We start from the raw sequence: 19,333 nt of genomic DNA, 5'->3' as shown, positions 1-19,333 counted from the left end.
AGAGGTAATCATAATGCCAAATATTACAGGACATACAGAATTAGTGGGATTGATGGCTTATCCGATCCGTCACACACAGTCACCGACAACGCATAATCTTGCATATGATAAAAATGGGGATGACGTGATTCAGCTTGCATTTGAGGTGGATAATGATTCACTGGAGGCAGCGGTCAACAGTATCCGTGCATTAAAGATGCTTGGATCGAATATCTCCATGCCGAATAAGACAGTGGTTCACAAGTACCTGGAAGAAGTAGATGAAGCAGCAAAGCTTTGCGGAGCCATCAACACTGTTGTGAATATGCGCGACGAGAATGGACAGGTTACAGGAAGATTAAAAGGATATAATACCGATGGTATGGGATACTGGCAGGGAGTCAAAGAAGAAGGAATTGACTTTAAAGGAATGAAGATGGTTCTGATCGGAACGGGTGGAGCTGCTACCGCCATTGCTGTTCGAGGAGCACTGGATGGAATTGCAGAGTTACATATTTTTAATATCAAAGATAAATTCTACGCCCGAGGAGAAGAAATTGTTGAAATAATCAACAATAACACAGCATGTAAGGCAACGATGAACGATCTTGCCGATCTGGAGCTTTTGAAAGAAAAAATGCAGGAAGCGGATATCTTCTGTGACGCGACAGGCGTGGGAATGCATCCGCTGGAAGATCTCTCAAACATTCCGGATTCCTCTTTCTTCCGTCCGGATCTGATTGTAACAGATACGGTATACGCTCCGCGCGAGACGGTTATGATGAAGCAGGCAAAAGAAGCCGGCTGCACAAAAGTATATAACGGAATGAGCATGATGCTCTTCCAGGCATTGATTGCTATTGAACTCTATACCGGAAAATCTACCGATGTAGAGTACATGAAAGAGAAATTAGGAATTTAATACAATCGTCCCTCCATAAAGTGAGACTGGGAAGATACAGATTTGTCTCAGTATAAAATTGTGATCATACCGCAGATGATTATTGAAAAACCGGAATTTACAAAGAAAGCGCAGGATTTTGTAAAAGCAGGCGGCACATTAGTAATGACTTATCGCAGTGCTGTAAAGGATGTGCACAATAATTTAACGTTTGGAGAGGTGATTCCTGTTCGTTACAGTTCTTTTACAGGCGTTACGGTAGTAGAGACAGAGAGTCTTCAGGAGGGACAGGAATTCCCGTTAGTAGGGACAGGAATTTGCAGTGGTCTTCAGGGAGAAGGTGGTATCTTCCGAGATATGCTGGAGGTTACAGATGCAGAGGTATTATATTCATACGGGGATACCTTTTATAAGGAGTTTGCAGCAATTACAAGGAAACCTCAGGGTAAAGGAATGGTTTACTATGTGGGATGTGGTCTGGATGAAAGTACACTGAACGTGATTATGAGCCGGATTATGAAAGAGAATCAGATTGCTGTTGAACCAAGCGAAGATGGTGTGGAAATCTGCTATCGTGGCTGCGGAGATAAGAAGATTCGAATTGTCATGAATCATACCGCAGAAAAAGTTACTTATAAAGATGGTGTATTAGGGCCGTATGAAAGCAGAATAGAGACTGTGGAGTAAGAATATAAAAGTAGGATACTTAGATTGAATTGTGTATAGGTAGATGTTATACTTTGCTTAAGCAGGCGGTTGTCTGCAATCATAATAAAAGAGGAGAATAAAAATGGCAAAAGAAAAGAGTGCGGCAAGTGTCAGTAACATTTACCGATTGGAGGGGCGAGTTCCTGTTGCAAAAGCAATTCCATTTGGCTTTCAGCATGTATTAGCAATGTTTGTAGCCAATGTGACTCCGCTAATTATTATTGCGGGTGTTGCGGTATATAATGGACAGGCATTTACGCAGACAGAGACGGCACAATTGATTCAGAATTGCATGCTTGTAGCAGGGATTGGTACATTGATTCAGCTATATCCTATCTGGAAAGTAGGATCCGGACTTCCGATTGTTATGGGGTTAAGCTTTACCTTTCTGGCTGCATGTCTTGCATCGGCTTCCCAGGATTATGGATATATGATCGGTGGCATTATTGTTGGCGGATGTCTGGAGGGAGTCCTGGGTCTTACTGCAAAATACTGGAGAAAACTGATTCAGCCTATCGTTGCCGGCTGTGTAGTTACGTCTATTGGTCTTAGTATTTTGAATGTAGGCGTCTCGTCTTATGCCAGTTCTGCAAAATATGAAATCGGGGCATGGCAAAATCTTCTGGTTGGAACCATTACATTGATTGCCTGTCTGACATTTCATGTGTTAGCCAAAGGTGTGCTGAAGCAGCTGAATGTATTATTTGGTCTGATCGTTGGATATATGGTTGCTATTTGTTTTGGAATGGTAGATTTTTCAGCAATGGGTACCACAATTTCACAACTCGGAGTGTTTGCATTTCCTTCATTATTTGCTTATGCACCGAAGTTTAACATCGGTATTATTATCTCACTCGTTATCGTCTTTTTAGTATCTGCAGTGGAAACGATCGGAGATACTACTGCTGCCTGTACAGGTGCTCTTGAAAGAGATATTACCGATGAGGAAATCAGCGGATCTCTGGCTGTGGACGGGTTTATGTCAGCGATTGCCGGAGGTGTTTTCGGCGTATCTCCAATTACGTCATTCAGCCAGAATGTCGGTCTTTTGAAAATGACAAAAGTGGTCAATCGCTTTACGATTATGTTTGGTGCGCTGCTGTTGATTCTTGGAGGCTTGTTCCCGCCGATCGGTGCATTTTTATCGACCCTGCCGGATTGTGTGCTCGGCGGATGCACCGTTATTATGTTTGGATCTATCGTTGTTGCCGGATTCGAGATGATCGCAAAAGTTGGCTTTAATCACAGAAATATGATTATTGTTGCCACCTCTTTGTGTGTAGGAGTAGGCGTAACACAGGTAGAGGGCTTTTTCTCGGGATTGCCGACAATCATCGGGGATATTTTCGGATCTAATATGGTTGCCGGTGTATTCATAATTGCACTTGTTTTGAGTTGGGTGCTGCCAAAAGATATGGAAATAGAATCAGGCAACAGAATGTAAATAAAAATCCAGATATAGCAGGATGTATAGAAAAGAGGAATGAAAAATGAATGTTGGAATCTTGGGAGCAGGTGGTATTGCCCGTAAGATGGCACTTACTTTAAATGAGATGGAAGGAGCGAATGCATATGCGGTTGCTTCGCGCGATTTGCAAAAGGCACAGAAATTCGCAAGGGATGAGCACGTAGAAAAAGCTTATGGTTCTTATGAGGAGATGCTGGCTGATGATCAGGTGGATCTTGTCTATGTTGCGACCCCGCATTCTCACCATCTGGAACATGCCAAACTATGTATTTCTTATGGTAAGCCTGTATTGTGTGAGAAAGCTTTCACTGCAAATGCAAATCAGGCAAAAGAGCTTCTTGAATATGCAAAAGAAAAACAGGTATTCGTCACAGAGGCAATCTGGACCCGTTATATGCCGTCCCGAAAGATCATTTCAGAGATTTTGGAAAGCGGAGAACTTGGAGAACTTCAGATGTTAAGTGCGAATCTGGGTTATGAGCTGCCTGGTGTAGAGCGCCTGATCAAACCAGAACTTGCCGGCGGTGCACTTCTGGATTTGGGGGTATATCCGATTAATTTTGCAAGCATGTTTTTCGGAAATGATATCGAGAAAGTCACCTCAACTTGCGTAAAAATGGAGTCTGGAATGGACGCAGAAGATGCAATGATTTTTACTTACAAGGACGGACGCCTCGCAACGCTGCATGCGGGGATGATGGCTGCAACGGAACAGTATGGTATTATCTATGGCACGAAAGGATATCTGATTGCTCATAATATCAATAACATTGACCAGATTGAAGTATTTACCAAAGACAGAGAATTGGTTCGTTCCATAGAAGTGCCAAAGCAGATTACCGGATATGAGTATGAAGTGGAGGCCTGCATGCGTGCATTAGAGTCAGGACAACTGGAATGTGAAGAAATGCCGCATAGTGAGACCATAAAGATTATGGAACAGATGGATGCCCTTCGAGAAGAATGGGGGGTACGGTATCCATTTGAGGAAGCAATTGGGCTTCTGTAACTTTATAAAATTGAAAATATAGTTGTCGCATATTGCTATCTTCCCCTGCATTCATTGAAAAAACAATGAATGCAGGGGTTTTAAAGGTAGTTTATTTATTGCTTGAAAAACATACAAAAGAAATGGGAAAATGCCATTTTTTTCATCTAATATTCTTCTTGAATTTTGAATGTGTAGGGCTATAATAAAAATGTCAATTAATTAACAAGCGAAATGGAGGCAATTGTTATGGCAAGACTTAGAATGATGCGTGCACCACAGAAATATGTGCAGGGAAGAGATGCCCTTTTTAAATTTTATGATGAGATGAAAGATTTGGGCGACAAATGGTTGTTTATCTGTTCCAGAAGCGGACACAAGATGTGCCATGATAAAATTGAAAAAAGTTTTGAAGGGACTGATGACGTTCGTCATTACGAAATTTTTGGAGGAATCTCCAGTACAGGCGAAATTGAGAAGATGAGAAAAATAGTAAGGGATAATAGGCTGAATGTTGTTGTCGGCGTTGGAGGAGGTTCTGCAATTGATACTGCCAAGGCTACCGCATATTATGAAAAGCTTCCGGTTGTGATTATCCCTACTGTTGTTGCAACAGATGCACCTTGTACGGGGCTTTCTGTTATTTATAATGATGATGAGACTTTTAACAGTTATCTGTTCTACCCGAAGAACCCGGAAGCTGTTATTGTAGACAGTGATATTATTGCAAAAGCACCGGTAAAATTTCTGGTAGCTGGAATGGGGGATGCTCTTGGTACATATTTTGAAGCCAGAGCGTGTGAGAGAACAGACGCACCGAGTCTGGAGTTTGGTGGTATCACAAGATCTGCCATGGCCTTATGCAAACTCTGTTATGAGACTTTGAAAGAGTATGGGGCAGCTGCAAAACATGCATGTGAACACAATGTAGTTACTCCAGCACTAGATGCGATTATTGAAGCTAATGTATATTTATCCGGTGTGGGTGCCGATAATGGTGGTCTCGCTGTTGCACATTCATTTTATAATGGCTTGACAGCACTCGGAGGTCATAGTGCACCTCATGGAAATTGTGTTGCGTTTGGTACGCTCGTGCAATTGGTACTGGAAGGCGCTTCAAAAGAGGAATTTAAAGAAGTTCAAGATTTTTGTATAGAAGTAGGACTGCCGGTAACATTAGCGGAAATCGGAGTTACCACAGAAGATGAAATTAAGATTATTGCGGAGAAATCCTGTGTTGAAGGTGAATCTATCCACAATATGGTAGCGGATGTAACACCAGAGCAGTTATATGATGCAATTGTTACAGCCGATTCACTTGGAAGAGCAGTAAAATAGAGTTCCCGTGAAGGTGACAGAAGTATATTTCAGTAACTAAAGGGCGAAAGGCTAATATTCAAGCCTCTCGCCCATCATCATTATAGAAGAATAAAGTGTAATACTGCATATGGTATTAATTTTGATTGAGCTCAGATAGTTTGTGAAAATACGATGATATTCGTTCCTTTATATTGGAATCACTGGTACGATATATTTCAATCAAAGAAAACAGTTCTGGTTCATTGTCTGCATTTAATTAATCGTTTACGGAATAAAGTCGGTGCTAGACTTGTGAGATTTTGCGAATTTGACTTCAAGATGAACTAGAGGAAAGGCTATATGTATATATTTGAGCAGAAAGAAAAAGTAAATGTAATCATTGATGAGAATGGAAAACTTTACTTATATGATTTGGTAAGAACAAAAAAAGAAACGAGATCCCCATCTTGTACTACAAAGGTCAGATGGTCAGAAACCTGCTTTTTTCTGCACTAGATTATAGTATGGAGTATGGTTGAAATCAAAACGCAGTAAGAAAATACATTTAGATGAACAAGGGAATGAGTGTAAATACTATGTGTTGCCGTATGATTTGCTGCAAATAATTAAAGATACGATTAAAATGGAAAGTGGTATCAGACAGATGATGAAGTTTTTAGTAAACAGTCGTTTGACTGCAGATGAGGCCAAGAGACTTTGTGCTAAAACGAATCGAAAGAAATCAGTAAAATACTAATGTCTAAGAAAAAAATACCGCATAATGATATCTATCCCCTGCATACATTGTAAAAACAATGAATGCAGGGGTTTTTGATGAAAGATTATATTGAGGAACGGGCAGTAGAAATTGCATATTATATCATTGAACATAAAGCGACTGTGAGGCAGGCTGCGAAAAAATTCGGGGTGAGTAAAAGTACCATACATAAAGATGTAACAGACCGTCTGATCCACATCAATCCGACGCTTGCCGCACAGGCCCGCGTGGTGCTGGATATCAATAAGGCGGAGCGTCATATTCGGGGCGGACTGGCTACGAAGGAAAAGTATGAGCAGAGGCTTCAGGCGTATCGTAAAAACGAGATGTAATGATTGCTTTAAGTTGACATCCCCACTCGAAAACGATATATTATAGTTAAGAAATTTTACATAGGCAATAATATTATGGGGGTGTCGAACATGTATCAGGAAGAATATAAACGCTGGCTTGCGGCTGATCTTGAGGATTGTGATTTAAAACCGGAGCTGGTAAAAATTGAGAATAATGATGAAGAAATCAAAGAGCGTTTTGCGGTTTCATTAAAGTTTGGTACAGCAGGACTTCGAGGTGTTCTCGGCGCAGGTACAAACCGTATGAACATTCACGTTGTTCGTCAGGCTACACAGGGCCTGGCTAACTGGGTTAAGACTCAGGGCGGTACACAGACTGTTGCAATCAGCTATGACAGCCGTCTGAAGAGTGACGTATTCGCTAAGACAGCAGCAGGTGTTCTTGCTGCCAATGGAATTAAGGTAAGAATCTATGATGCGCTGATGCCGGTTCCGGCACTGTCATTTGCTACACGTTACTACAATTGTAACGCAGGTATCATGGTTACTGCTTCCCACAACCCGGCTAAGTACAATGGTTACAAAGCTTATGGTCCGGATGGATGCCAGATGACGGATGATGCTGCAGCAATCGTTTATGCTGAGATCCAGAAGACAGACGTTCTCACGGGTGCAAAATATATCCCATTTGCAGAAGGCGTTGAGCAGGGACTGATCCGTTTCGTTGGCGATGACTGTAAGAAAGCCCTTTATGATGCGATTGAGTCTCGTCAGGTTCGTCCGGGACTGGCTAAGACATCCGGTCTTAAACTGGTTTACAGCCCGTTAAACGGTGCTGGTCTCGTTCCGGTAACAAAAGTTCTGGATGATATGGGAATCACAGATATTACTATCGTTCCGGAGCAGGAGTATCCGAACGGTTACTTTACAACGTGCAGCTATCCGAACCCGGAGATCTATGCTGCGCTTGAATTAGGTCTTAAGCTGGCTGAAGAGACAGGTGCTGATCTTATGCTGGCGACTGACCCGGATGCTGACCGTGTTGGTATCGCAATGAAATGCCCGGATGGTACATATGAACTTGTAAATGGTAATGAAATGGGCGTTCTGCTTTTAGATTACATCTGCGCAGGCCGAATCGAAAAAGGGACAATGCCGGCTAACCCGGTAGCGGTAAAGTCCATTGTATCCACACCGCTTGCAGATGCAGTAGCAGCTCACTACGGTGTTGAGATGAGAAACGTACTGACAGGCTTCAAGTGGATCGGTGACCAGATTGCAAATCTTGAGGCTGCAGGCGAAGTTGACCGTTTCATCTTCGGTTTCGAGGAAAGCTACGGTTACCTTGCTGGTCCGTATGTGCGTGATAAAGATGCTGTTATCGGCTCCATGCTGATCTGTGAGATGGCTGCTTACTACAGAAGCATTGGCAGCTCCATCAAACAGCGCTTGGAAGAAATCTATGCCCAGTACGGCCGTTATCTGAACATTGTTGACAGCTTCGAGTTCCCGGGTCTTACAGGTATGGATAAGATGGCTTCCATCATGCAGAGTCTCCGTGACAACCAGCCGACAGAGATCGGTGGCTACAAGGTTATTAAGGCTGTTGATTACCTGAAGACAGAAGAGACAGGTCTTCCGGCAGCAAACGTTCTGGTATACGCTCTTGAAGGTGGTGCAACAGTTGTTGTTCGTCCGTCCGGTACAGAGCCGAAGATTAAGACATACTTCACAACACTTGGTAAAGATGTTGCTGAGGCTAAGGCTCAGAAAGACAAACTTGCTGAGGCTTTAAAGCCGATTCTGGCATAATGAAAAAAGTGAAATGAAATCCCGTCGCAGAAAAATCTGCGGCGGTTTTTTTCATCATTCCGTGTGAGCGGGAGAGTTTTATGGCATGCCGCTAGAGAAAACACCTTCATATGGATCATATGGAACATCAATTAATTTTTTGTAGTATTTTTGCATCTGTGCTATAATATTCTTCGTGAAATATGAGTATGGCAGGTGAATATTGTGACAAAGAATATGACAGAGGGCAGACCAGTTCGCCTGATCCTTCAGTTCGCAGTCCCTCTTTTGATCGGAAATCTGCTTCAGCAGACGTATAATATTATTGACTCAGCGATTGTAGGAAGAGTGCTTGGTGCCAATGCCCTGGCAGCAGTGGGATCAACCAGCAGTGTCCAGTTTCTTGTGCTTGGATTCTGTATTGGGACATGCACTGGATTTGGAGTGCCGATTGCAAAAGAGTTTGGTGCGGGAAAGCTGGAATCAATGCGGGAATATATTTTCCATGCAATGATATTGGCGGCTTTGGTGGCAGTGGTTATGACTGCTTCCTGTGTGTTCCTGACTCCGGAGATCTTACATATTCTTTCGGTTCCGAAGGAGATATACCATGATGCATATCTGTATCAGCTTGTGATATTTCTGGGGATACCATTTACGATCCTTTATAATCTCATGTCCAGCATCTTACGATCAGTTGGAGACAGTCGTACACCTTTTATCTTTCTGGCAATTTCAACGATATTGAATATCGGTCTGGATGTTTTCTGTATTACGGTACTGAGATGGGGATGTGCAGGAGCTGCAATTGCAACGATTACCGCTCAAGGATTGAGTGGGATAATGTGTACGATATACATCTGGAAAAAGGCAGTGATCCTCAGACCGACAAGGCAAAGTTGTGGGATGAAAGCGTATGTGGCAAAAAATCTGTTTGTCATGGGTGTGCCTATGGGACTTCAGTTTTCGATTACGGCAGTCGGAAGTATGGTCATGCAATCTGCGAACAATGGACTTGGAAGTATCTGTGTATCTGGTTTTACTGCAGGTATGAGGATCAAGCAGTTTTTGATGTGTCCGTTTGACGCGATCGGATCCGCAGTATCAGTGTTCTGTGGACAGAATCTTGGAGCTGGAATGGTTCAGAGGATCCGAAAGGGAATCCGTGAAGGACTTATGATTGCAGTAGGGTATGGAATCATTGCAGGTGTGATTATGATCTTTTTCGGAAGGGTACTTTCCACGATTTTTGTTGGATCAGAAGCAACGGAAGTGTTGAATGCGGCGGCAAAATATCTGCGTTGTATGGGATTTTTCTTCTGGAGTCTGGGATTCCTGAATGTGTGCCGTATGAGTACACAGGGGTTGGGCTTTTCCGGAAGAGCAATTTTTTCCGGGGTTACAGAAATGTTTGCAAGGAGTATTGTAAGTCTGTGCTTTGTAGGATATTATGGATATACGGCAATCTGTTTTGCAGATCAGGCCGCATGGGTGACGGCATGTTTTTATATTGTGCCGATGTGTTTTGCCTGTGTGAATATGGTTGGGCGTAAGGATAGGTAAAGTTTAGATACTGTTTTAATCAGGAGGGCGAAAGAATGTATTATAAGCAATATGGCGATACAGATATGAAGGTATCCGCAATCGGACTTGGAACCATGCGTTATGATGAGGAAGATATTAAGGCGGGGCGACTGGAAAAGTGTGCGGAGATTCCGCTGTATGCGTTTGAAAAAGGGATCAATTACTGGGACACGGCTCCGTTTTACTGTGATGATAAGAGTGAGATTGTGACGGGAATCGCATTGTCTCAGGTAGATCGAAAGAAGGTCTATGTAACATCGAAGACGAATTTCAATACATTGGAGACGGAGACGCCGGATCGGGACACTTTTCGGAGACGTCTCGAGTTATCGCTGGATCGGTTGAAAACGGATTACATAGATTTTTATCATATGTGGTGCATGTTGAATCTGGAGTCCTGGGAAAAGCATATGGAAGCATTATATGGATTTTTTGAGGAAGCAAAAGCCGAAGGCCTTATCCGAAATATTGTATTTTCTTCGCATATGCAGGGCAATGATATCGAAAATGTTGTAGAGACAGGGAAGTTCAAGGGAATGCTGATCGGTTATAATGCGCTGAATTATCAATTCCGGCAAAGCGGAATACGAAAAGCGTATGAAAACGGAATGGGAGTGGTAGTCATGAACCCACTTGGCGGAGGTCTGATTCCGCAGAATCCGGAGGCATTTTCCTATCTGACAGAAGGAACAGACCTGACAGTTGCTCAGGCGGCACTTCGGTTTGTAGCGTCTCACAGAGAGATCACAGTTACACTGGCAGGATGTACGACAAAGGAACAAATCGATGATGCAGTAAAAGCGGTAGAAGGACTGGCGGAGGAACCGGCGGAAGCAGTTGCTGAAAGGTATAACCAAAAAGGAAAGGCACTTAATAACCTGTGTACAGGGTGCGGATATTGCAAAGGATGCCCGCAGGGAATCGAGATTCCGAAGTTTATGGATGCATATAATCAGAAGATCCTGACAGGAAAAGAAGAGGAGATTGCAGAAAGACTGGAGAATCACTGGGATATCGAGAAGAAGATATCCGGAACATGTATAGCCTGTGGCAAATGTGAACGCCAGTGTACGCAGCACCTCCCAATTATGGAACGATTAAAGGAAATCTATGCGTTATAATGAAAAAAATAATTTTGGTACCTTGACAAAAAGTATAATTTGCAATATTATTTAGGTACCAAATAAAAAGGAGGAGTTATTATGACGATAGATAATAAAGAATATTGTAACCAGTGTCCAAATCATTGTCCGATTACGGATTTGAAGTGCCCGAGAGGAAGAAGAGCCCTGCAGGGGACAGAAGAAAACGAAAACATATACAGTGGTCATGAAGGGCACAGAGGCCATCATCCACATGGAGATGCTGTTGATGAGGATAATCTGGAATCACTGATGCGTGCCTGTGGACATTTCCTTTATCACAAAGGCCAAAGAGGCGGAGGACAGGGAGGAATCTTAAGTCTTCTGAACAAAACAGATCAGATCAGCCAGAAAGAATTGCAGGATATGCTCAGAATTCAGCCGGGGTCTTTGAGTGAGATACTGATGAAACTGGAACAAAAGGGTCTGATTATCCGCAGAAAGGATGAAGAAGACAGACGTAAGAGCGTTCTTTATCTGACAGAAGCAGGGAAAGCGGCTGTTAAAGAGCAGGATCCTCGCATGGGAGAAGAACAATTGTTTGATGCGTTGAGTGATGAAGAAAAAGAACAATTGAAAGGGTTGTTGAAAAAGCTCATCCATTCCTGGCATTCGCATTCGGGAAATATGAAATAGAAGAATACAGTGTATAGACTGACGGGCGTTCCAACAGAAGGAACGCCCGTTTTGTATGTAAAATTGAAATATTTAATAAATTGATAGGAAAAGCAGGTTGAAAGAAAGAGTATAGATTCAGAATGCGTGGTAACTGTGATATAATGGACGTAAGATAGCAAGCGTGATGGAGGACGAATGGATGAAGAGGAATAGGACGATCAGGCGGCTTCTGATACCGGTATTTGTAATATCTACCTGTGTTCCAATACTCGTGTTTGCCGTTATATTTTTGTATCGATTGAATAAAACACTCAGTGATAACATTGATCAGCAGATCGAGTTTCATTTGAATCAGGCGGATCAAAGTTTGGATATGATTTTAGATAAATATGATACGCTATTGTATGATTTTTGTTCGGATGATGAATTGATTGATGGTGTAAAACAGATCAATCAGAACCCGGATACACTGGAAAGTAACAGTGAAAGAATCTGTCAGGAAATGAGCCATATAAGTAACCGCAATATTGGGATCGTGGGAATCACAATTCTTACGGATACGGGGCAGACTATTTTTTACGATCGCTTGTCGGACTCTTCTGAAACAACCACATGGGCAGATCAGATACAGGTGCCGGAAAATGAAAAGACGGTAATCTACAAGAGTTCCGGGAATCTGATTGAGGAAAATAATGAACGGGTATATGTGTTCCAGATCATACGAAATATCGTGGATTATCATAACAGTGATCAGTCTATTGGAACGGTTGTATTCAGTATGGAAGTGTCAGTACTGTTCCCGGCGATCGAATCGGGAGAGAATTCAAAAATCCGGATTATCAGTAATGATCGGATACTGATTTCTTCAGAAGCAAACGAACTGGGAAAGAAGTATACAGAATCTCATAAGAATGAATATCGATATGCACATAAATTAAATGAGACAAGTGGATTTATGATTCGGGCTGCACATTCGTTGGAGCTCTATAAGCAGACGATAAAGGAACAGATTTTATTGTGGATATTGATTGTTGCGGGAAGTATGCTGTTATTGAATCTTTCTTCCTATTATCTGATTCGACCGATTGTCAAACAGCTGGAGATTTTGGATCAGGCGATGAAAGAAGTGGAAAAAGGAAATCTCAGAGTGCATATTCCGGAGAAGGAAAATATGCCTGCGGAACTTTGGCAGATTACTTCTGGATTCAATGAAATGGTAAAAAATCTGGACGGTCTGATCGGTCAGGTGAAAGAAGCGGTAGTAGAGCAGAAAAACGCTGAACTATCTGCATTGGAAGCGCAGATAGATCCGCATTTTCTGTATAATACTCTGGATACAATTAACTGGAAAGCAATTGAAGAAGGTCAGTTTGAGATCAGTGAAATGTTGGGAGCACTTGCTGATATCCTGCGATATACGGTGAAAAATGCGGGGGCAGAGACTTCCATTGAACAGGAAGTGTATTTTCTGGAATATTACATTTTCCTTCAAAAGGCAAAGCTTGACCGGGAATTGACTGTAGAGATGCAGATCCCGCAGGAATTATATGGCTATCGGATTCATAAACTTTTGATACAGCCATTTGTTGAGAATGCATTAAAACACGGACTGCGGGATACGAATGAGCCGATGCTCGGAATCACCATGCGTGAGATTGGAGAGCAGGTTCATATTATCGTGTGGAATAATGGGAAAATAATAGAGGAAAATGAACTTCAAAGGCTGAACGGAGTACAATTGGAGAAAGACTCTGTCTATACTTCCGAACATCTTGGAATCATGAATGTGAGAAAAAGACTGGCACTTTACTATGGAGATCAGGCAGCTTTGTATTTTGACAGCAAGCCTGGAAGGGGAACTTATGTACATCTTTTTATTCCAAGTATTCGAACGGATGAACATGATGTGAAAGAAACGGAACGTGTAGAAGCAGAGCCGGATAGGAACGGGAAAGGGGGAACCGTATGCGGATTGCAGTAGTGGAAGATGAGGCGCCGATCAGGGAAGGACTCGGTAATATTCTGGGAAAACTCGATCCGGGTTATGAACTTGTCGGGAAAGCCAGGAATGGAAGAGAGGGGCTGGAACTTGTAAAAACGAAAAGACCGGATCTGATCATCTTAGATATTCGTATGCCGGATATGGACGGTCTGACGATGCTTGCACATATCCGGGAAGAAAAGATTGACTGCCGGGCAGTAATCTTAAGCGCCTATTCGGATTTTAATTATGCAAAGCGTGCAATAGAACTGGGAATCGATAATTATCTTCTAAAACCGATTAAGGTACCGGAGCTTAAACACGTATTAAAAGAGATTGCGGATTCTGTTGCAAAGGATCAGAGTAAAGATCATCTGCTTAGTCTGGAACATGTATTTCTGAACGCCATTACCGGACAGCTGGAAGATGATGAACAGTTGGCGGCTCTTCTAAAAGAAAAATATGGCTTATCAGAAGATGCGCCGATCGCAATCTTTGGAGTGGGGATGGGAGATAACTACGAACAATATAATAAATATGTGCAGATGGTTCTGGAAGAAATGGGGATTCACGGAAAGGGGTTTCGGGCATTTTCGATAGATTTTCCGAAAAGAAGAGCGTATATAACGATCCTGTATCATCTGGAAAATGTGGAAAATACAAGACTTTATATTGAAAATACGATAGCCCAGATGCTTTGCAGTAAGATTAGCGGCAAACTGGTTATGAGCTGGAATGAATGTCAGGGACTTTTGAACGTGCGAAGTGCCGTGACCGAAGCGGAGCAAAGGCTCGAGTGGAATCTGATACTTGGGAAAAAAGTCTTGATAAGCAGACAAAAAATAGAAGAAGTGACTACATATCCGTTGAAATATCCGCTCCATCTGGAAACCCAGGCAAAAGAATCTCTGGATGCGAAGGATGAGAAAGCATTTAAAAATGTATGGAGAAAGCTTAGAGATTATTGTCGGGAGATCCCCTGCACACCGCAGGATATGAAAGAAACGATGACTCGGCTGGCATTTAACCTTGCGTATGTGGCAGCAGAAATGGGAGCTTCAGAAGCAAAGTTACAGACACAGAAATTCCTGAAGGTGATTGCAGAAGCTACAAGCTGGAGAGATGTTGAAGGCGAACTGGATCATTTTTTTGACGGACTCATCAGAAAAAACGTTGAGAAAGAAGAGGTAAGCCTCCTGATACAGAAAGCACTGCAGTACACAAAGCAATATTATAATCAGGGGATTACACTGGAAGAGATATCGGAGAAACTTCATATATCAGAAGAATATCTGAGCAGCCAGTTTAAAAAGGAAACAGGAAGCACATTTACAGAAACGATTCGAAAAATCCGTATCGAACATGTAAAAGAACTGCTTCTGAAATCTTCGCTTAAACTGAATCAGATTGCAGATATGGCAGGGTATTCCGATCCCAAATATATGAGTAAGGTGTTTAAAGAGGAAGTGGGAATGCTTCCGCTGGAATATCGAAAAAAGAACGGATAGAGTAAAATAAAGATAAAAAAATCTACCTTTTTCAAATATTTCCTCCTTTCCTGTCAGGCAGACTGTGCTAAGATAAGCTCATTCAGAAAGGAGAGATGATCATGAGTAAGAAAACAATCATATTTCATACCCCGGATGATGTATTGGATTTCGTTAGGAAAGTAGAAAAGTATCCATATAACATGGACATGAGAAGAGGAAAATATCTTGTAGATGCAAAATCTTTTTTAGGGCTTATGAATCTTGGATTTGGAAGAGAGATTGAACTGAAAGTATATCATGATGATTGCAAGGATCTCTGGAAAGATCTCGAAAAATATGTCGCAGCATAAGAAAGCCCCCTCTTGTGTCGCAAAACTCCCCGGCGTATAATAGAATGCGCCGGGGAGTTTTTTATCATAAGGAATTGGTATACGCAAGAGGGAGGCTGAGACAGAGAAAAATGAAAAAGTATGTAAGAGTGGACAAAAGTGAATATTTATTTGACAACCGTGCGTTGTTTTCGCTGATTCTTCCATTGGTAATAGAACAATTGCTGGCAGTTCTTGTGGGAATGGCAGATTCCATCATGATTGCGAGTGTCGGAGAAGCAGCGGTATCAGGGGTTTCACTGGTAGATCAGATCATGATACTTCTGATCAATGCATTTGCTGCACTGGCGACAGGGGGAGCCGTGGTTGCCGGACAATATCTGGGACAGAAGAAGCCACAGGAAGCCAGCCGGGCAGCTACACAGCTTGTCTGGTTTGTTACGATATGTGCAGTGATAATTACAATCCTCGTTTATCTGGGGAAATATTTTATCTTACATGTTGTGTTTGGAAAGATTGAGCCGGACGTTATGCATCATGCGAATATTTACCTGATGATCGTGGCGGCATCCATTCCATTCATGGCCCTGTATAACGGCGGTGCGGCAATCTTTCGTGTTATGGGAAATTCCAAAGTGACGATGCAGGTGTCCATAATCATGAATGTGATCAATGTCGCCGGAAATGCGATCCTGATCTACGGATTTCACCGTGGAACTGAGGGTGTTGCGATACCGACCCTGGTATCCAGGATGACAGCAGCCATCATTATCACGGCTCTTTTGTGCGATCAAAAACTTCTGCTTTACATAGAAAAAACGCTGCATTACAGGTTGAATTGGTCACTGGTAAAAAAGATCTTAAGTATCGGAGTGCCAAACAGCCTGGAAAACAGTATGTTTCAGCTGGGTAAGATTATCGTGTTGAGTCTTGTATCCACATTTGGAACTTATGCGATTGCCGCGAATGCGGTTGCCAATGCAGTGGCGCTCTTCCAGATCCTGCCTGGAATGGCGATATCACTGGCGGTTACATCCGTCATCTCCAGATGCGTGGGGGCAGGAGATTATGAGCAGGTAAAATATTATAACAAAAAGTTATTGAAAATCGTATATGTATGTATTGCGGTAACAATTGGCGTGATCAGTCTTGCACTTCCGTTGATATTAAAAGCATATCATCTGTCGGATCAGACGGCGAAAGCAGCAGCAGATATTATTAATTTTCATGGACTCAGTGCAATTTTGATATGGCCGATTGCATTTATTCTGCCGGGAACATTTCGTGCCTGCGGAGATGCAAAAGCATGTATGTATATTACCAGCATTTCTATGTGGGTCTTCAGGATCGGATTCAGCTATATACTGGGAAAATATGCAGGTATGGGTGTATTTGGTATCTGGGTCGCTATGGTGATCGACTGGGGAGTCCGTTCCGTATGCTTCCTGATCAGGTACTTTCATGGGAAATGGAGAAAGCAGGCGATTGTGTGATGCATATGAAAAATCAGGAAAAACATATAATCTGCATGCAAAGAAGAGGCTTGTAAAAGAAGATTATCTATCTTATAATATATTCAATTATTACGAATACAGGAGGAAATTCTTGTGAAAAGAGAATTAGTAATTGTCATTGATTTTGGCGGGCAGTACAATCAGCTGGTAGCAAGACGTGTCAGAGAATGCAATGTATATTGTGAGATCTATTCATACAAAACTGACATTGAAAAGATCAAAGAGATGAATCCAAAGGGAATCATTCTGACCGGAGGACCGAACAGCTGTTATAAGGCAGACTCTCCAACATACAAAAAAGAATTGTTTGAACTTGGAATTCCGGTACTGGGATTGTGTTATGGGGCGCAGCTTATGATGCATGTACTGGGAGGAAAGGTAGAAAAAGCCAGTGTCAGCGAATATGGTAAGACAGAGGTTCTGATAGATAAGAAGAGTTCAAAAATATTTACAAATGTATCTGAAAAGACTATTTGCTGGATGAGCCATACCGATTATATCTCTGAAGTGGCACCGGGATTTGAGATCTCGGCACATACAGCAGACTGCCCGGTAGCGGCAGCAGAAAATGCAGAAGCAGGATTATATGCGATTCAGTATCATCCGGAAGTGCTCCACACTGAAGAAGGAAAGACGATGTTGTCAAACTTCGTATTGAACGTATGTGGATGTGCTGGTGATTGGAAGATGGATGCCTTTGTTGAAAATACAATCAAAGAAATCCGCGAGAAAGTTGGAGACGGAAGGGTTCTCCTGGCTCTGTCCGGTGGTGTGGATTCTTCTGTGGCAGCAGGTCTTTTATCCAGAGCAATTGGAAAACAACTGACTTGCGTATTTGTAGATCACGGACTTCTTCGTAAAAATGAAGGCGATGAAGTAGAAAGTGTATTTGGGGAAGGCGGTCAGTTCGATCTGAACTTTATCCGTGTGAATGCACAGCAGAGATATTATGATAAACTTGCAGGCATAACAGAGCCGGAGGCAAAACGTAAGATTATTGGTGAAGAATTTATCCGTATATTTGAAGAAGAAGCAAAGAAAATCGGTGCAGTAGACTTTCTCGCACAGGGAACCATATATCCAGATGTGGTAGAAAGTGGACTGGGCGGAGAATCTGCGGTGATCAAATCTCATCATAACGTAGGCGGACTGCCGGATTATGTGGATTTTAAAGAAATTATTGAGCCACTTCGAGATCTGTTCAAAGACGAAGTAAGAAAAGCAGGGCTGGAGCTTGGCATTCCGGAGAGACTTGTGTTCCGTCAGCCGTTCCCGGGACCGGGACTTGGTATCCGTATCATCGGAGAAGTTACTGCTGAGAAAGTTAAAATTGTTCAGGATGCAGATGCGATCTATAGAGAGGAAATTGCAAAAGCGGGTCTGGATAAAGAAATCAACCAGTACTTCGCAGCACTTACAAATATGAGAAGTGTAGGAGTTATGGGAGATTTCAGAACTTACGATTATGCGGTGGCATTAAGAGCGGTCAAAACGATTGACTTTATGACAGCCGAGGCGGCAGAAATACCGTATGAGGTATTGAATAAGGTTATGAACAGGATTATAAATGAAGTAAAAGGCGTGAATAGAGTATTCTATGACCTGACCAGTAAACCGCCGGGAACGATAGAGTTTGAATAGGATTTTACAAAAATAGACCCAGTATTTATGCGGGTTCCAAGCAAATTCCGTTATTTTTCGGCAACGGATTGGCAACACTTTTTGCAATATCCGTTGAATAAAATTATATTTCTATAACATAAAAACCTTACTGATGAACTGTTTCCAAAATTGGAAAGAGCAGTCAGTAAGGTTTTTTTTGCATTTCTTTATTGATTCTCTTTTTTCAGAGCCCTTATGAGTTCGTCAGAGAGTTCCTGAGACGGAACCTTTGCCCGAATCTCGGAGGTGTCCAGTTCCGGATAGTTATAACGCCAGTTATCGTATTCTTCTTGGCTGATTTCTCCGGCTTCCAGTTTTGCCGCCATTTGCTGCCATGCATGAAAAGGTTCGAACAGATGCTGATATTCTTTGTGCTCTCGGTCAAGTCGGAGGCAGAGTTCTCCGTCAATCTCTCCGATCTTGATTCCATACATATCTTCCAGTGCAAAGAGGGTGTGCATGAGACCAAGATAGGAGTCAATGTTTGGGACATTGATGGCTCTGGTGCTTACACCGAAGATCTGTGCCATCTCTTTGACCAGATCAGCTTTTGGGGTTCTGGCTTCCGTCTCGTACTGCGCCACACGAACATCCGAAGTTTTTCCAAGGAATCCAAGAAGTTCGCCAAGCTCCTTCTGCTTCATACCTTTTCTGTTTCTGAAAAATTTAATACGTTTTCCAAATGCCATAGGGATCTCTCCTTTTTCCTGAAATCTTTTATTCGTTTTTGAATATAAGTTCCTTCTGTGGTGCAGTGAATAGGAACTGGTGATTAACGATATTTGTTTAAATCAGTATAGCATATGGA

General features: G+C 42.3%; 17 protein-coding genes. 16 read left to right on the top strand and 1 reads right to left on the bottom strand.

Annotation, left to right across the window (positions count from 1 at the left end; genetic code table 11):
* Nucleotides 1-10 precede the first annotated feature (10 nt).
* From JQM82_RS04755 to guaA, 16 genes are all read left to right on the top strand, one after another.
* Complete coding sequence (locus JQM82_RS04755) at nucleotides 11-901, top strand: quinate/shikimate dehydrogenase (RefSeq protein WP_334302959.1); 891 nt, start codon at nucleotides 11-13, stop codon at nucleotides 899-901.
* Nucleotides 902-943: 42 nt separating this feature from the next.
* Complete coding sequence (locus JQM82_RS04750) at nucleotides 944-1,567, top strand: beta-galactosidase trimerization domain-containing protein (RefSeq protein ID WP_235248892.1); 624 nt, start codon at nucleotides 944-946, stop codon at nucleotides 1,565-1,567.
* 103 nt (nucleotides 1,568-1,670) lie between these two features.
* A complete protein-coding gene (locus JQM82_RS04745; protein WP_235248891.1) occupies nucleotides 1,671-3,032 on the top strand; it encodes a uracil-xanthine permease family protein in 1,362 nt (453 codons plus the stop codon).
* A gap of 46 nt (nucleotides 3,033-3,078) precedes the next feature.
* The gene (locus JQM82_RS04740) at nucleotides 3,079-4,065 is read left to right on the top strand and encodes a Gfo/Idh/MocA family protein (RefSeq protein WP_235248890.1); all 987 of its coding nucleotides are present in this window, start codon (nucleotides 3,079-3,081) and stop codon (nucleotides 4,063-4,065) included.
* A gap of 228 nt (nucleotides 4,066-4,293) precedes the next feature.
* Nucleotides 4,294-5,382 (top strand): glycerol dehydrogenase, encoded by a 1,089-nt coding sequence (locus tag JQM82_RS04735; protein WP_235248889.1) that lies wholly within the window; start codon nucleotides 4,294-4,296, stop codon nucleotides 5,380-5,382.
* Between the two features lie 496 nt (nucleotides 5,383-5,878).
* On the top strand, nucleotides 5,879-6,100 hold the full coding sequence (locus JQM82_RS04730) for a hypothetical protein (protein ID WP_235248888.1): 222 nt from the start codon (nucleotides 5,879-5,881) through the stop codon (nucleotides 6,098-6,100).
* Between the two features lie 77 nt (nucleotides 6,101-6,177).
* Nucleotides 6,178-6,453 carry a sporulation transcriptional regulator SpoIIID gene (gene spoIIID / locus JQM82_RS04725; RefSeq protein ID WP_235248887.1) on the top strand — a complete coding sequence of 92 codons (276 nt, stop codon included), beginning with the start codon at nucleotides 6,178-6,180 and terminating at the stop codon, nucleotides 6,451-6,453.
* Nucleotides 6,454-6,543: 90 nt separating this feature from the next.
* Nucleotides 6,544-8,226: a phospho-sugar mutase gene (locus tag JQM82_RS04720; RefSeq protein ID WP_235248886.1), complete on the top strand. Its 1,683-nt coding sequence runs from the start codon at nucleotides 6,544-6,546 to the stop codon at nucleotides 8,224-8,226.
* A gap of 204 nt (nucleotides 8,227-8,430) precedes the next feature.
* Nucleotides 8,431-9,768, top strand: a complete 1,338-nt coding sequence (locus tag JQM82_RS04715; protein ID WP_235248884.1) for an MATE family efflux transporter — start codon at nucleotides 8,431-8,433, stop codon at nucleotides 9,766-9,768.
* A 35-nt stretch (nucleotides 9,769-9,803) separates the two neighbouring features.
* Nucleotides 9,804-10,910 carry an aldo/keto reductase gene (locus JQM82_RS04710; protein ID WP_235248883.1) on the top strand — a complete coding sequence of 369 codons (1,107 nt, stop codon included), beginning with the start codon at nucleotides 9,804-9,806 and terminating at the stop codon, nucleotides 10,908-10,910.
* Between the two features lie 81 nt (nucleotides 10,911-10,991).
* Nucleotides 10,992-11,567 carry a MarR family winged helix-turn-helix transcriptional regulator gene (locus tag JQM82_RS04705; RefSeq protein WP_235248882.1) on the top strand — a complete coding sequence of 192 codons (576 nt, stop codon included), beginning with the start codon at nucleotides 10,992-10,994 and terminating at the stop codon, nucleotides 11,565-11,567.
* 181 nt (nucleotides 11,568-11,748) lie between these two features.
* Nucleotides 11,749-13,530 (top strand): sensor histidine kinase, encoded by a 1,782-nt coding sequence (locus JQM82_RS04700; protein WP_235248881.1) that lies wholly within the window; start codon nucleotides 11,749-11,751, stop codon nucleotides 13,528-13,530.
* The gene (locus JQM82_RS04695; RefSeq protein ID WP_235248880.1) at nucleotides 13,515-15,038 is read left to right on the top strand and encodes a response regulator; all 1,524 of its coding nucleotides are present in this window, start codon (nucleotides 13,515-13,517) and stop codon (nucleotides 15,036-15,038) included. The genes JQM82_RS04700 and JQM82_RS04695 overlap by 16 nt, the downstream gene beginning before the upstream one ends.
* 101 nt (nucleotides 15,039-15,139) lie before the next feature.
* Nucleotides 15,140-15,370: an HPr family phosphocarrier protein gene (locus JQM82_RS04690; protein WP_235248879.1), complete on the top strand. Its 231-nt coding sequence runs from the start codon at nucleotides 15,140-15,142 to the stop codon at nucleotides 15,368-15,370.
* Between the two features lie 110 nt (nucleotides 15,371-15,480).
* Nucleotides 15,481-16,842 (top strand): MATE family efflux transporter, encoded by a 1,362-nt coding sequence (locus JQM82_RS04685; RefSeq protein WP_235248878.1) that lies wholly within the window; start codon nucleotides 15,481-15,483, stop codon nucleotides 16,840-16,842.
* Between the two features lie 114 nt (nucleotides 16,843-16,956).
* On the top strand, nucleotides 16,957-18,504 hold the full coding sequence (gene guaA / locus JQM82_RS04680) for a glutamine-hydrolyzing GMP synthase (protein WP_235248877.1): 1,548 nt from the start codon (nucleotides 16,957-16,959) through the stop codon (nucleotides 18,502-18,504).
* 188 nt (nucleotides 18,505-18,692) lie between these two features.
* Here guaA and JQM82_RS04675 read toward each other — a convergent pair whose 3' ends face one another.
* Nucleotides 18,693-19,214 carry a helix-turn-helix domain-containing protein gene (locus JQM82_RS04675; RefSeq protein ID WP_235248876.1) on the bottom strand — a complete coding sequence of 174 codons (522 nt, stop codon included), beginning with the start codon at nucleotides 19,212-19,214 and terminating at the stop codon, nucleotides 18,693-18,695.
* Nucleotides 19,215-19,333 lie beyond the last annotated feature (119 nt).

This window comes from Faecalicatena contorta (genome assembly GCF_021531995.1).
GTDB classification, from domain to species: domain Bacteria; phylum Bacillota; class Clostridia; order Lachnospirales; family Lachnospiraceae; genus Dorea_A; species Dorea_A contorta_A.
This window is presented reverse-complemented; position numbering and strand designations above follow the sequence as displayed.